The organism is Pseudomonas brassicacearum, assembly GCF_003732225.1.
GTDB classification, from domain to species: domain Bacteria; phylum Pseudomonadota; class Gammaproteobacteria; order Pseudomonadales; family Pseudomonadaceae; genus Aquipseudomonas; species Aquipseudomonas brassicacearum_E.
The window spans coordinates 445,038-458,104 of record NZ_MOBJ01000034.1 but is presented as its reverse complement, the minus strand read 5'-3'; the positions used below and the strand labels follow the sequence as shown (position 1 = coordinate 458,104).

Genomic DNA, 13,067 nt, shown 5'->3' with positions numbered 1-13,067 from the left:
TCCTGCGATCTTTTCTTGAACCCTCCCTCATCCGCCGATGTCGACTAGGCTCTAATCACTGCTTGATTGGCCTTGTGACGTTTTGTCGAATTTTTTACCCGCGGGGGCGGGTGCTGCATCCTTTCCTGTCACTCGTCGACTTTTCAAACAGAACCCTGGAGCCTGCCCACTGATTCGAGAGGTGCCCCATGAGTCTGCTGCTTGAACCGTACACCCTTCGTCAATTGACCCTGCTCAACCGCATCGCGGTGTCGCCGATGTGCCAATACTCCAGCGTCGATGGGCTGGCCAATGACTGGCATCTGGTACACCTCGGCAGCCGTGCCGTGGGCGGGGCCGGTCTGATATTTACCGAAGCCACGGCAGTCACTGCCGAGGGGCGGATCACCGCTCAGGACCTGGGCCTGTGGAACGACGAACAGATCGAACCGCTGCAACGTATCACCCGGTTTATCACTGCCCAAGGCGCGGTCGCCGGTATTCAACTGGCCCATGCCGGCCGCAAGGCCAGCACCCACCGGCCATGGCTGGGCAAGCATGGTAGCGTCAAGCTGGCGGATGGCGGCTGGACCCCGGTTGGCCCCTCGCCGATTGCCTTCGACCCTGAACACACACCACCTACGCAATTGACCGAGGCGCAAATCGCCGAAGTAATTCAGGCGTTCGTCGAGTCGGCCAAACGTGCGCTGACCGCAGGCTTCAAAGTGGTTGAAGTGCACGCCGCTCACGGCTATCTGCTGCATCAGTTTCTGTCGCCGTTGAGCAATCAGCGCCGCGATCAGTACGGCGGTTCTTTCGAAAATCGCATTCGGCTGGTGCTGCAAGTGACCGAGGCGGTGCGCGCGGTCTGGCCGGAAGAGTTGCCATTGTTCGTTCGTGTATCGGCCACCGATTGGGTCGAGGATGGCTGGAATCCGGATGAAACCGTGGAGCTGGCGCGGCGTCTGAAAGCACTGGGGGTCGATCTGATCGATGTGTCGTCCGGTGGCACTGCGGCGAATGCGGAGATTCCTACCGGGCCGGGTTATCAGACGCGTTTTGCCGAGCGCGTGCGCAAGGAGTCGGGAATTGCCACCGGCACTGTCGGATTGATTACCGAACCTGCGCAGGCCGAACACATTCTGCGCACCTGCCAGGCCGACATCATCCTGCTGGCTCGTGAGCTATTGCGTGACCCGTACTGGCCGTTGCACGCCGACGATGACCTGGGCGGACGCAAGGCCATCTGGCCGGCGCAGTATCAACGGGCAACGAGCCGCGATCAGCCGATCCATGAGTCGGATTTGCGTGACTGATCCGCGCCGTGCAAACCAATAAAAAACGCCGCTTTCCCATTGAGGGACAAGCGGCGTTTTTTATTGAATGAACACACCGCACGGGCGGTGGGTTTTGTGCGTCATACGAGAGCACACAAAGGCTCTCGCGACGACAAAGGGTCGGGTTTACCGATCCAGTTTGGTGCTGGAAGTGACCGCTTTGCTCAAGCCCTTTGTAGTGTGATCGCCTGGCGTGGTGGCCGAGATCGCAGTGGCTTTGGTCAGTCCGTGCGTGGTTTTGGAATGTGCAATCCCGGACGTCGCCACGCCATGTCCTTTACTGTCATGACGAGCGAGGCCAGTGTGATGGCCTTTGATGCCGTGGTCCCTGACTGCGCGACCGGCATGATCGCTTTCCTGACCTTCCTTAAGACCACTTAGGCCATGGTCCCTGACCGCTCGGCCGTCATGATCGGCTTCTTTACCTTCAGCACGGCCATTGCTGCCAGCATCGGCAGAATGACCTTCTGCGCGGCCGCCATCGCCGATGCCGCCGCCGTGACCTGCGCCGTTGCCGCCGCTACCACCACCGTTGCCACCACTACCGTTACCGCCACCGTGGCTTCCACCATCTTTTGCATAAGCGAAGCTCACAGGGAGTAAAGGTGCTGCAGCCAGCATCATTACGCAGGACATAACAGCGACTAGGTTCGATTTCTTTAAAAGCATGATTGCTTCCATAGATCAGGGTAGGTTTGTATCAACTAGGACGTCTATCACGGTCTATAGTTCTCAGGCTCCCGACGGAAGGCACCACGGCAGAGGATCACGGATATGACGACGCGTTCAGTTGTAGCTTTTTTGACAAGTATCACGCTTTTGTGTGGCTCAACGGCTCTGTACGCAGATCCTGGCAATGGGAACGGCAACCCGCACGGTAACGGGAACAAAGGCAACAAATCCCAGAACTATCAGCAGGGGGGTGGATACAGAGGCCCGCAGGTCGACGTGGGCGGTGTTCGAGTCATCGTCGGTAACAGTCGTGATTATTGGTCGCCTGGCCCAGCGCTACCGCCAGGCATTCAAAAGAAGATTGCCCAAGGAAAACCTCTGCCGCCAGGAATCGCCAAAAAGCTGGACGGCAGGATGCTGGAAAGACTGCCTCGTTATGAGGGCTATGAATGGCAGCAAGTCGGGACCGACCTGATCCTGGTGACCCTCGCAACCGGACTTATTTATCAGGTCCTGCATAACGTGGTGGACTGATTTTTCGGCTGAAAGACGATAGAACGAAAAACCCCGGCATCAGGCCGGGGCTTCGTTTGTCTTACGGAATCTTGGCTGCTGAGCCGCCGTCATCGTCGGATCGCCGCCCGGAGCAAGCTCGCTCCCACACTCGACCGGTGTGAACACAGTTTTTGTGTACACCCAAATCCAATGTGGGAGCGAGCTTGCTCGCGATGGGGCCGATCCGAATATCACTTATTTCAAGCGGCAGGCCAATCCGGGTACTTACGCTGGTCTGGCGCTGGCGGGAAGTACTGATACAGCCAGGTCTCGCTCAGCGTCCGGTCATGGGTGCGGATGAACAAACGCAATTCCACCGGGGTTACGCTGTCATCGGTCGGGAACCAGTCAAAGGTGATTCGATAGCCTTTGATGTCATCCAGCATCAGCACGTTGAAATCCTTGACCTGACCGCTCGACGCCGTGACCACCGGTTCGATACTGGTGCCTTCAGGCAAGCGATCCAGCCCACCGCCGGTAAAGTCGACCGCAAAACGCCGAGCCCAGACCTTCGGATAGTGCTCGCCGGGTGCCCAGCCTTCGACGAAACCGCCCATACCGGAACGCGTGGCATTGACCCGCGCCAGCGGCGTACCCACTGGCGGCAGGGCGCTCCAGTAGAGCTTGTAGCCGTAACTCAGCGAGTCGCCGGCGGCCACCGGTTTTTTCGGGGTCCAGAAGGCCACGATGTTGTCCAGGGTTTCGCCGGTGGTGGGGATTTCCAGCAGGTCGACGGAGCCTTCGCCCCACGCGGTAGTCGGCTCGACCCACAGGCTCGGGCGCTTGCTGTACCAGTCGACGGTGTCCTGATAGCTGGTGAACTCATGGTCGGTCTGCACCAGACCAAAACCTTTCGGGTCCGTGTCGGCGAAGGCGTTGAACTGCAGGGTCGCCGGGTTGTTCAGCGGACGGCAGATCCACTCGCCGTTGCCACGCCACATGGCCAGCCGATCCGAGTCGTGGATCTGCGGGTGAAGGGTGTCGCACATGCGCCGTTCGTGAGTGCCGCAGCTGAACATGCTGGTCATCGGTGCGATACCGAGTTGTTCGATGGCGGTGCGCGCATTGACATGAGCGTCGATGGCCATCACCACCTGATTGGCCTGGCAGTCGATATCAAAGCGGTAGGCGCCGGTGGCACTCGGTGAGTCGAGCAGGGCATAGACCACGAAACGGGTGCTGTCCTTGTCCGGGGTTTCGAACCAGAACCTGGTGAAATCCGGAAACTCTTCGCGCTTCTTCGCGTAGGTATCGATCGCCAGGCCACGGGCCGACAAACCGTACTGGCCGGTGTTATCCACAGCACGGAAGTAGCTGGCGCCGAGGAACGACACCACGTCGTGTTTATCCAGCTCCGGGGCCTTGAACAGCTTGAACCCGGCAAAGCCCAGGTCGCCCTTGAGCTGCGCGGTATCGACGCTGGAATTCTGGTAATTGAACAGCGAAGGGTGGAAATGAACTTCCCGCGCCTGACGGGTTTTGGGGTCGACGCTGTACATGCGCACCGGTTGCTTGAAACCCATGCCGACGTGGAAGAACTGCACGTCGAGTTGCCCGTTCAGGTCATTCCACAGCGAATGGCCGGCGTCGTACTGAATCGCGTTGAATTGCTGCGGCGTCATGTTCGCCAGCGTCGGTGGCAACACCTGTTTGGTGTCCACATAACTGCGGCTGGCCAGTTGCTTGGCTTGCGCCTGCAAGGCTTCGAAGTCGAAGGCCTGAGCCTCACCATCGGCCGTCCCGGCCCAGGCCCGCGCGGCCAACAATCCAGTGGCCGAAAGGCCGGTATAGGCCGCGATGGCCATGGAGGCTTTGAGCAAGTTCCTGCGGTGCATAAGACAACCTGTCTTGAACGATCCCGCGGCGTTCCTGGCTGCGTTACGGATCAGAAATAGAGGTTCGGACAAGCCTTCGGCCAAACGCGTCGGATTTTAAACAGATGCCGAATAAGATAAAGCGTTCGAAATAACTCGAAAAATGATTAATTTGCGCTTCGTGGAAACACCCGCTGGAGCCCGAGGATATTCATCTGTTTTTCAAGTCAACATAGCGTTTCAAATAAGCGTTTTCATTTATTTGACTAATTACTCTAAAAACAGCCCGCAAACGTTTTTTTGTCCCTATTCTTAGGCTCATGACCGGCCCTTGCCCTTGAGGCCGGTAAACGTTCAGCAGCAGCCCGGCAGCTGCTGAAGAAGGAGCAGGGCGATGAAGTATCTGAAGTTTCAGTTCACGTGCAGAGGGACATCGTCCATGGAAAAAGCGCAAGGCATCATCGGATTTTGGGGGATTTTCTCAGGCTTGAGCGTCTCGCGACGGTCGCGCCGGCTCAGTTCAGAGGAGGTGAAACTCGTCGAGCAGTATCGAGCGTTATCGGAGAACGACCGCATTGCAATGCGCTATCTGGTGGATGCGATGCACCGTGTTTCGCAGTTTTGAGGAGAGCTTGTTCGCTATCTCGCCTACAAAAATGGGTGGACTGAAAACTCGGTCCACCCATTTTTTATGCGGGCTGAATTGTGGCGGTTCAGCCTGCGTTGGCTGTTATCGATGGGCGTTGCGCCAACAGCAAGTCAGGCATGTCTCGCCACTTGACCCACGCCTGATCCTGCCAATGCAGCAGCGGTACAGACACGCCTGCCCACTGCAACGAACTCAGACTTGGTGATACGGCTTCAGCAGATGGCTGCGAGCTGCGCAATGCCGGCAGCACTTCATGACTCAGCCATTGGCGCAGGTTGCGATTTTCCGGAACGAAATGATGGATCAGCAGGGCGTACATGCCTGATTCACTGACCATCAGCGCTTCGACGGGATTGCCGCTTTTGAGCAACCAAACGTATCGACGCTGATCAGGATCGAGCTTCAGGGTGAGTCGTTGATCCAGCGGGCGCCCCATCAGTCGGCCAAGATCATGAACGCAGAACCAGGCTTGGTTGTCGTGCATGAAGGCGTGAAGGAAGCGGTTGTGGCGGGTGAAGACGGTAGGGGTGAAATGAGGATGGGTCATGGCCTGCCTCCCACGATAGCGAGATGGCATTTTGTTACGAAGACTTCTGGCGGATTTGGGGTGTACTTAAGCATTTTTTCGACTCCATGTTGAAAAAGGAGCCGCCACTAATCCTTCGACAGATTGGGGTGGCGGACCGTGCGGCGTTCGAAGTCGGGATATTCTCGATCAACATGGAAGCCGAGAGGCCCGCGCCACACAGCCCACCATAAAGCGAAACGCAAAGGCAAAAAATGCCTCAGCTCATATGGGGGGCGCAGATGCGCCATGTTGATGATTTACCGGCTTCGACCCCGGGCCACTGTTTTTCAGCGACGGGGTGAAGCCTATCGTCGAGGCGCTTGCGGCGACAAGTCTACTCCGGCGCTACCTGCTGTAGGAATGGGTGCCTTTACCGGAAGGCTTGAACTGTAGGAATTTCCTGTTTTTGCATGAAGTGCGGTGAAGTAGCACCGAATGCATAGTTTTTCCTATATTTTTTTCACTTTCGGGAATCAAGTGCAGGTTTGCTACATGTTGATCGAATTTTCGGTTTCCAATTATCGTTCTTTCCGTGAGAAGCAAACGCTGTCCATGGCTGCTACGCCGCGCCTGAGCAAAAAGCGCAACGTATTCAAACCGTCCGTGAATGGAGAAAAACTGCCGGATTTGCTGAAGGTGGCCGCGATTTACGGACCGAACGCGTCCGGTAAATCTTCGCTTATCCGGGCGATGGGCATCATGGGAAGTTTGCTGGCTTCAACACCCACCTCAAATGATGAACCGCTGCCGGTTTCACCGTTTCGTTTTGACCCTCAGCTTAAAGACGAACCCAGTTTTTTTGAGTACAACTTCCTGCAAGGCGGGATTCGATATCGGTTTGTTCTGCGCATGACTGCGCAGCGGATACTCGAGGAACAATTGGTCTCCTATCCCAAAGGAAAAGAAACGCTGCTGTATGAGCGTCATTTTGGTGATGAAGGAGAGCGCTATGTTTTTGGTTCAAGCCTTGAGGGTGGTAAAGAGGTACACAATGCCTGGCGACGCCTGACAAGCCCGAAGATGTTGTTTATTTCCCAAGCAGTTGCGAACAGCAGCGAAGAGCTGACCCAGTTGCGAGCGCCATTTAGCTGGTTTCAAACCGGTCTCCTCGTTATTGAACAAAACAACATGATGGGGTTGTCTGCTGCGTCCATCAGGTTTCTGCAGATGGCGTCGGACTATACGGGCGATTTACGAGACTTTCTGGCAGAAGTGGATATCCCGGTATCTGCTATTCAACTCAATACTGATGCGGATTCTGTTCCGACTCGTAAAAAGCTCACGCTTAAAGAGTTCTTCGCTGCGGCCCAAAAAGACAAAGTGACCTTGACGCACACGAGTCTTTTAGGAAGAGCGGAGTTTGATTTTTCAGAAGAATCCGGCGGCACGAAAAACCTGATTGGATTCTGGCTGCCCTGGTTCATGATCAATCACGCCAATGGGAGTGGGATACTTTCTGTCGATGAGTTGGACAGCAGCCTACACCCTGCAATAGTCGCTGACCTGATTGAGAAACATCTGGACGGTGGGTTGGATACTCAGTTGATCTTCACGACTCACGACACTCATCTGATGAACGCCAAAACGCTTCGGCGCGATCAGTTCTGGATTACCGAACGCGATGCCAATGGTGCAACCAGCCTTTTTTCTGTTCACGATTTTGAAGGGCGAGAGGGAGAGGATGTTGAAAAACGCTACTTTGAAGGCCGTTACCGCGGGTTGCCGTTAATCAGGCAGAGGTGACCATGGTGCGCTCGACAAAGTTATTTGATCGAAAGGCATCACGATTCAAGCCTCAACCCAAAGTGTTGATTCTCTGTGAAGACAGCAAGTCAGGAAAACGCTATCTGGAGGAGGCGGCATTTCATTTTCGCGCCAACGCTCAGGTAGAAATCGCCCACTGTGGAGTCACACATCCAAGTGGCATCGTAGAAAGGGCCATTGCCCGTCAGAAACGCTTCGATAGGGTGTTTTGTGCACTGGATCGCGATACGCACCTGTGTTTTGAACGGGCGATAGATCTGGCGAGGCCTCACCCGAAAATCAAAGTCATCGCTTCGTACCCCTGTTTTGAATTTTGGCTTCTGCTGCACTTCGGTTTCAATCGAAAGCCATTCAGCGCCGTGGGGAACTACTCTCCGGGGGAGTTGGTGGCGAAGAGCTTGCGAGAAAAGCCCAACATGGACAAATACGAGAAGGGCAAGGATATCTGCTATTTCGCTCAACTCTTGGGTGAGCCTTTCCAGACAGCCAGATCCCTGGCTCCGAAGATCCTGGAAGACGTTGCTAGCAGCGGCGAGCCCAACCCCAGCACCGAAATCCACTTGCTAATGGACGAGTTCGAAACGCTCTCCAAGCCTCAACCCATCTAACGCCAAATCCTGCCCGCATCACTGCGGGCAGGGCGCTTTCGTTACCGACTGATTTGCCAGGCATCACCCGCCGGGGCAGTACCATGGTCATACGGTTTGCCGAGCCACATGTAGAGCAGGCCCAGGCCGATGACGATGGCGGTGCTCAGCACCATGGCGTAGTTGATGTACCACGCGGCATCCGGCGTGCGTGGCCAGGCCATGTTGATGATGGCGCCAACGCCGTAGACCAGCGCGCCGATGTTCACCGGTAGACCCCAGGCGCCCAGCGTGAACTTGCCGCTGGGTTTCCAGCCGCGAGCGCGGGCGTAGAGGGCGGCGAGGACGATCATCTGGAACGCCAGGTAGATGCCGATGGCCGCGAAGCTGACGATGGTGGCGACGGCGTCTTGCAGGAAAAAGCCGAGGGCAATAATCAGCGCTGGCAGGACGCCAGACACGAACAGCGCGGCAACTGGAACCTGAGTCGTAGGCGAAATTTTTTTCAGCAGCGCACTGCCGATGACCATTTCATCACGAGCGTAGGAATACAGCAGACGGCTGGCTGCGGCTTGCAGGCTGATGACGCAGGAGATGAAGGAAATCATTACCACGCCCATCACCACTTTCGAACCGACCGGGCCGAAGGCGTTGTTGAGGATGGTGGTCACTGGGTCCTTGTCGGTGCCGTTGATCACCGCCTGCATGTCCGGCACCGCCAGAATCAGCGCCAGGCAGGCGAACATCGCCGCGATGCCACCGATGTAGATGGTCATGCGCATGGCTACCGGAATCTGCTTGCTCGGGTTCGGGGTTTCTTCGGCCACGTCGCCGCAGGCTTCGAAGCCGTAGTACAGAAACATCCCGGCCAAGGATGCGGTCAGGAACGCCGGCAGGTAGGAACTGTCGACACGGATATCGAAGGTGTTGAACAGTACGCTCAGCGGCTGATGGCGCTCGAACACCAGCAGGTATACGCCGACGATCACCGCACCGACCAGCTCGCAAAGGAAGCCGAACATGGCGATACGCGCGAGCACTTTGGTGCCGCTGAGGTTCACCAGAGTGGCGAACAGGGTCAGCAGCAGGGCGATGACGATGTTGGTGTTGTTGCTCGGTTCAAAACCCATCATCGCCGCCAGATACGGACCGGCGCCGACGGCTACAGCGGCGATGGTCACGCACAGGGCGATGGAGTAGATCCAGCCGACCATCCACGCCCAGCGTTTACCCACCAAGCGACGAGCCCACGGATAGACACCGCCGGAAATCGGGAACTGCGAGACCACTTCACCGAAGATCAGGCAGACCAGCAGTTGGCCGCAACCGACCAGCAAGTACGCCCAGAACATCGGCGGGCCACCGGCAGCCAGGCATAGGCCGAACAGGGTATAAACCCCTACGACCGGGGAGAGGTAAGTGAAGCCCAGGGCGAAGTTTTCCCACAGGCTCATGCTGCGATTGAAGTTCGAGGTGTAGCCCAACTTGCGTAGCTGCTCGGCATCGCTGTCGGCGGCGATTGCAGGGAGTTCGGGTAGAGTCATGGTGCTGATGCTCCGGAAAATCGGCAGATTTCGGATGTCCGAAACCGTGGCTGGGCCATGACGGCTCAACCCGGATCGGTGGTTATTGTTTTGTGTTGCAGTGAGTCCCTGGTGTGAATCGCCGAGTTCGTCCATGAGATCGAGGTGAGGCCTTCGCGAGCAAGCTCGCTCCCACAGGTTCAGTGCCGTCCTTGTGGGAGCGAGCTTGCTCCGGGCGGCGATCCGACGATGCTTTTAATGTTTGAACATCACATGCCTTACGGTGGTGTAGTCCTCCAGCCCGTACATGGACATGTCCTTGCCATAACCGGAGAGTTTCTGACCGCCGTGTGGCATTTCGCTGACCAGCATGAAGTGTGTGTTCACCCAGGTGCAGCCGTACTGCAAGCGGGCGGCGAGGCGGTGGGCGCGGCCGACATCGGCGGTCCACACTGACGACGCCAGGCCGTAGTCCGAATCGTTGGCCCAAGCCAGCACCTGTGCTTCATCGGTGAATCGGGTCACCGAGACCACCGGCCCAAACACTTCGCGGCGGACGATTTCATCGTCTTGCTGGGCGTCGGCCAACACCGTCGGTTCGAAGAAGAACCCGTTGCCTTCCACAGTTTTCCCGCCCGTGATCAAACGGATGTGCGGTTGCGCGATGGCGCGCTCGACGAAACCGGCGACACGGTCGCGATGCTGGGCGGTGATCAGCGGGCCCAGCTCGGTGGTTGGGTCATCCTGCAAACCGTATTTGATGCTGCTGACGGCCTCGCCAAGCTTCTCGACGAATTTTTCGTAGATGCCTGCCTGGGCGTAGATGCGGCAGGCGGCGGTGCAATCCTGGCCAGCGTTGTAGAAGCCAAAGGTGCGGATGCCTTCCACGGCCGCGTCGAGGTCGGCGTCGTCGAAGATAATCACCGGGGCTTTGCCACCCAATTCCATATGCATGCGTTTGACGCTGTCGGCGGTGCTGGAAATGATGTTCGAGCCGGTGGCGATGGAGCCGGTCAACGACACCATGCGCACTTTCGGGTGGGTGACCAACGGGCTACCGACCGTAGGCCCACGGCCGAATACCAGGTTGAGCACGCCGGCCGGGAAGATTTCCGACGCCAGTTCGACCAGACGCAGCGCGGTCAACGGGGTTTGCTCCGACGGCTTGAGCACCACGGTATTACCGGCAGCCAGTGCCGGGGCGATTTTCCAGGCGACCATCATCAGCGGGTAGTTCCACGGTGCGATGGAGGCGATCACGCCGACCGGGTCGCGGCGGATCATCGAGGTGTGGCCCGGCAAGTATTCACCGCCGGCCATACCGCTCATGCAACGGCTGGCGCCAGCGAAGAAACGGAACACATCGGCAATCGCCGGGATCTCGTCGTTCAGCGCGGCACTGTAGGGCTTGCCGCAGTTGTCCGACTCAAGCTTGGCCAGCTCTTCACCGTGGGCCTGGATGACATCGGCGAGTTTGAGCAACAGTAGCGAACGGTCTTTCGGTGAAGTCTGCGACCAGCTTTCAAACGCGGCATCGGCAGCTCGCACCGCGGCGTCGACCTGGGCTTCGCTGGCTTCGTTGATCTCTATCAGCACCCGGCCCAGAGCCGGGTTGAATACCGGTTGGGCGGGGCCTTCGCCGGCGACAAGCTGGCCGTTGATCAGCAGTTTGGTTTGCATGGCATTGTCCTCTTCGAAGCTGCTTATTGTTTTCATGTGGGCACTGACTCATGTGGGAGCGAGCTTGCTCGCGATGGCGGTCTTACAGTCGACACCTCTGTTGAATGTCCGTCAGTCATCGCGAGCAAGCTCGCTCCCACAAAAAACCAGGTTCCACAGTGGATAGTCGTTGTTGGTTATTTACCGCCACTGCCCGCGACGCTTTCGCCGCCGCGAGTCAGGTAATAGGCGCCGAGGATCGGCAGCATGGTCACGAGCATCACCAGCATCGCCACCACGTTGGTCACCGGTACGTCGCGTGGGCGGCTGAGCTGATTGAGCAGCCACAGCGGCAAGGTGCGTTCGTGGCCAGCGGTGAAGGTGGTAACGATGATTTCGTCGAACGACAGGGCGAACGCCAACATGCCGCCGGCCAGCAATGCCGAGCCGAGGTTCGGCAGGACGATGTAGCGGAAAGTCTGCCAACCGTCGGCGCCCAGATCCATCGACGCTTCGATCAAGCTGTACGAGGTACGGCGCAGGCGGGCGATGACGTTGTTGTAGACGATCACCACACAGAAGGTCGCGTGACCGACGATGATGGTGAACATCCCGGGCTCGATGCCCAGCGTCTTGAACGTCGCCAACAGCGCGATACCGGTGATGATCCCCGGCAACGCAATCGGCAGGATCAGCATCAGCGAAATACCCTGCTTGCCGAAGAAGTCGCGGCGGTACAGCGCGGCCGAGGCCAGCGTCCCCAGGACCATGGCGATCAAGGTCGCGATCGCGGCGATCTGCAGCGAGAGCTTGATCGCTTCCAGCACGTCAGGTCGCGCGAACGCCACGCTGAGCCACTTCAGGGTGAAGCCTTGGGGCGGAAAACTGAACGCTGCGTCTTCAGTGTTGAAGGCGTACAGGAAGATGATCAGGATCGGGAAGTGCAGAAACACCAACCCGCCCCAGGCTGCAATGCGCAGGCCCAAAGAAGCCTGCCCTTGAGATGAAGAATCAGAGCGCATCGAAGGCCCCCAGACGTTTGACGATGGACAGGTAGATGGCGATCAGCACGATCGGCACCAACGTGAACGCAGCCGCCATTGGCATGTTGCCGATGGCACCTTGCTGGGCGTACACCATGCTGCCGACGAAGTAACCCGGTGGGCCGATCAGTTGCGGCACGATGAAATCACCGAGGGTCAGCGAGAAGGTGAAGATCGAACCGGCCGCGATGCCTGGAATCGACAGCGGCAAAATCACTTGCATGAAGGTCTGGTGCGGCTTGGCGCCGAGGTCGGCGGAGGCTTGCAGCAAGGAGGGTGGCAGGCGTTCCAGCGATGCCTGGATCGGCAGGATCATGAACGGCAGCCAGATGTAGACGAACACCATGAAACGGCCCAGATGGGAGGTCGACAGGGTGCTGCCGCCCACGCCGGGAATCCCGAGCACGAACTGCAATACCGGCTCCAGCCCCAGGTGCTGAACGAACCACTGCGCCACGCCACCCTTGGCCAGCAGCAGGGTCCAGGCGTAAGCCTTGACGATGTAACTGGCCCACATCGGCATCATCACCGCGATGTAGAAAAACGCCTTGGTGTTGCCGGTGGTGTAGCGCGCCATGTAGTAGGCAATCGGAAACGCGACGATGGCGCTGGCGATCGAGACCACGATGGCCATGCTCAAGGTGCGCAGGATGATGTCGAAGTTCGAGGGGTTCAACAGCGCCGCGAAGTTTGCCAGGGTCAGCTCGGGCGTGACCGCCATGGTGAAGTCGTCGAAGGTGTAGAAACCTTGCCACAACAGCGTCAGCAGCGAACCTAAATAGATCGCGCCGAACCAGATCAGCGGCGGCACCAGCAACATCGCGAGGTAGAGGTTGGGCCGGCGATACAGCAGGTTGGAAAACCTGCGCAACGGCGAGCTGCCGGCCGGGGTTTGGGTCATGGTCACGCTGTTCATC

General features: G+C 57.9%; 12 protein-coding genes. 5 read left to right on the top strand and 7 right to left on the bottom strand.

The window, feature by feature from the left end; all coding sequences use genetic code 11:
- The first annotated feature begins 188 nt into the window (after positions 1-188).
- Positions 189-1,295 (top strand): NADH:flavin oxidoreductase/NADH oxidase, encoded by a 1,107-nt coding sequence (locus BK659_RS26685; protein ID WP_123428623.1) that lies wholly within the window; start codon positions 189-191, stop codon positions 1,293-1,295.
- Positions 1,296-1,442: 147 nt separating this feature from the next.
- Here BK659_RS26685 and BK659_RS28135 read toward each other — a convergent pair whose 3' ends face one another.
- The gene (locus BK659_RS28135) at positions 1,443-1,985 is read right to left on the bottom strand and encodes a hypothetical protein (RefSeq protein ID WP_259740313.1); all 543 of its coding nucleotides are present in this window, start codon (positions 1,983-1,985) and stop codon (positions 1,443-1,445) included.
- Between the two features lie 105 nt (positions 1,986-2,090).
- Between BK659_RS28135 and BK659_RS26680 the strand changes: the two genes are divergently transcribed.
- The gene (locus BK659_RS26680; protein WP_123428621.1) at positions 2,091-2,522 is read left to right on the top strand and encodes an anti-virulence regulator CigR family protein; all 432 of its coding nucleotides are present in this window, start codon (positions 2,091-2,093) and stop codon (positions 2,520-2,522) included.
- 221 nt (positions 2,523-2,743) lie between these two features.
- On the opposite strand, the gene BK659_RS26675 is transcribed toward BK659_RS26680, so the two are convergent.
- Positions 2,744-4,378: a glucan biosynthesis protein D gene (locus BK659_RS26675; RefSeq protein WP_123428619.1), complete on the bottom strand. Its 1,635-nt coding sequence runs from the start codon at positions 4,376-4,378 to the stop codon at positions 2,744-2,746.
- Between the two features lie 418 nt (positions 4,379-4,796).
- Between BK659_RS26675 and BK659_RS26670 the strand changes: the two genes are divergently transcribed.
- A complete protein-coding gene (locus tag BK659_RS26670; protein WP_123428813.1) occupies positions 4,797-4,982 on the top strand; it encodes a hypothetical protein in 186 nt (61 codons plus the stop codon).
- A gap of 88 nt (positions 4,983-5,070) precedes the next feature.
- Here the strand turns inward: BK659_RS26670 and BK659_RS26665 are convergent, their stop codons facing one another.
- Complete coding sequence (locus BK659_RS26665; protein ID WP_123428617.1) at positions 5,071-5,553, bottom strand: BRO-N domain-containing protein; 483 nt, start codon at positions 5,551-5,553, stop codon at positions 5,071-5,073.
- 513 nt (positions 5,554-6,066) lie between these two features.
- Here BK659_RS26665 and BK659_RS26655 point away from each other — a divergent pair.
- Positions 6,067-7,317, top strand: coding sequence for an AAA family ATPase (locus BK659_RS26655; RefSeq protein ID WP_123428811.1), 1,251 nt, complete (start codon positions 6,067-6,069; stop codon positions 7,315-7,317).
- A 2-nt stretch (positions 7,318-7,319) separates the two neighbouring features.
- A complete protein-coding gene (locus BK659_RS26650; RefSeq protein ID WP_123428613.1) occupies positions 7,320-7,946 on the top strand; it encodes an RloB family protein in 627 nt (208 codons plus the stop codon).
- Positions 7,947-7,987: 41 nt separating this feature from the next.
- Here the strand turns inward: BK659_RS26650 and BK659_RS26645 are convergent, their stop codons facing one another.
- From BK659_RS26645 to BK659_RS26630, 4 genes are all read right to left on the bottom strand, one after another.
- Entirely contained in the window at positions 7,988-9,469 is a 1,482-nt protein-coding gene (locus tag BK659_RS26645) for an APC family permease (RefSeq protein ID WP_123428611.1), read from the bottom strand.
- Between the two features lie 234 nt (positions 9,470-9,703).
- Positions 9,704-11,128, bottom strand: a complete 1,425-nt coding sequence (locus BK659_RS26640; RefSeq protein WP_123428809.1) for a gamma-aminobutyraldehyde dehydrogenase — start codon at positions 11,126-11,128, stop codon at positions 9,704-9,706.
- Positions 11,129-11,304: 176 nt separating this feature from the next.
- The gene (locus tag BK659_RS26635) at positions 11,305-12,129 is read right to left on the bottom strand and encodes an ABC transporter permease (protein ID WP_123428609.1); all 825 of its coding nucleotides are present in this window, start codon (positions 12,127-12,129) and stop codon (positions 11,305-11,307) included.
- Complete coding sequence (locus BK659_RS26630; RefSeq protein ID WP_123428607.1) at positions 12,119-13,066, bottom strand: ABC transporter permease; 948 nt, start codon at positions 13,064-13,066, stop codon at positions 12,119-12,121. The genes BK659_RS26635 and BK659_RS26630 overlap by 11 nt, the downstream gene beginning before the upstream one ends.
- Between the last annotated feature and the right edge of the window lies 1 nt (position 13,067).

What these genes read in the sequence shown, in the direction of transcription:
- BK659_RS26680 (WP_123428621.1), top strand. Translation starts at nt 2,091, where the DNA reads ATGACGACGCGTTCAGTTGTAGCTTTTTTGACAAGTATCACGCTTTTG.
- BK659_RS26655 (WP_123428811.1), top strand. Translation starts at nt 6,067, where the DNA reads ATGTTGATCGAATTTTCGGTTTCCAATTATCGTTCTTTCCGTGAGAAG.
- BK659_RS28135 (WP_259740313.1), bottom strand. Translation starts at nt 1,985, where the DNA reads ATGCTTTTAAAGAAATCGAACCTAGTCGCTGTTATGTCCTGCGTAATG.
- BK659_RS26665 (WP_123428617.1), bottom strand. Translation starts at nt 5,553, where the DNA reads ATGACCCATCCTCATTTCACCCCTACCGTCTTCACCCGCCACAACCGC.
- BK659_RS26650 (WP_123428613.1), top strand. Translation starts at nt 7,320, where the DNA reads ATGGTGCGCTCGACAAAGTTATTTGATCGAAAGGCATCACGATTCAAG.
- BK659_RS26685 (WP_123428623.1), top strand. Translation starts at nt 189, where the DNA reads ATGAGTCTGCTGCTTGAACCGTACACCCTTCGTCAATTGACCCTGCTC.
- BK659_RS26635 (WP_123428609.1), bottom strand. Translation starts at nt 12,129, where the DNA reads ATGCGCTCTGATTCTTCATCTCAAGGGCAGGCTTCTTTGGGCCTGCGC.
- BK659_RS26670 (WP_123428813.1), top strand. Translation starts at nt 4,797, where the DNA reads ATGGAAAAAGCGCAAGGCATCATCGGATTTTGGGGGATTTTCTCAGGC.
- BK659_RS26640 (WP_123428809.1), bottom strand. Translation starts at nt 11,128, where the DNA reads ATGCAAACCAAACTGCTGATCAACGGCCAGCTTGTCGCCGGCGAAGGC.
- BK659_RS26630 (WP_123428607.1), bottom strand. Translation starts at nt 13,066, where the DNA reads ATGAACAGCGTGACCATGACCCAAACCCCGGCCGGCAGCTCGCCGTTG.
- BK659_RS26675 (WP_123428619.1), bottom strand. Translation starts at nt 4,378, where the DNA reads ATGCACCGCAGGAACTTGCTCAAAGCCTCCATGGCCATCGCGGCCTAT.
- BK659_RS26645 (WP_123428611.1), bottom strand. Translation starts at nt 9,469, where the DNA reads ATGACTCTACCCGAACTCCCTGCAATCGCCGCCGACAGCGATGCCGAG.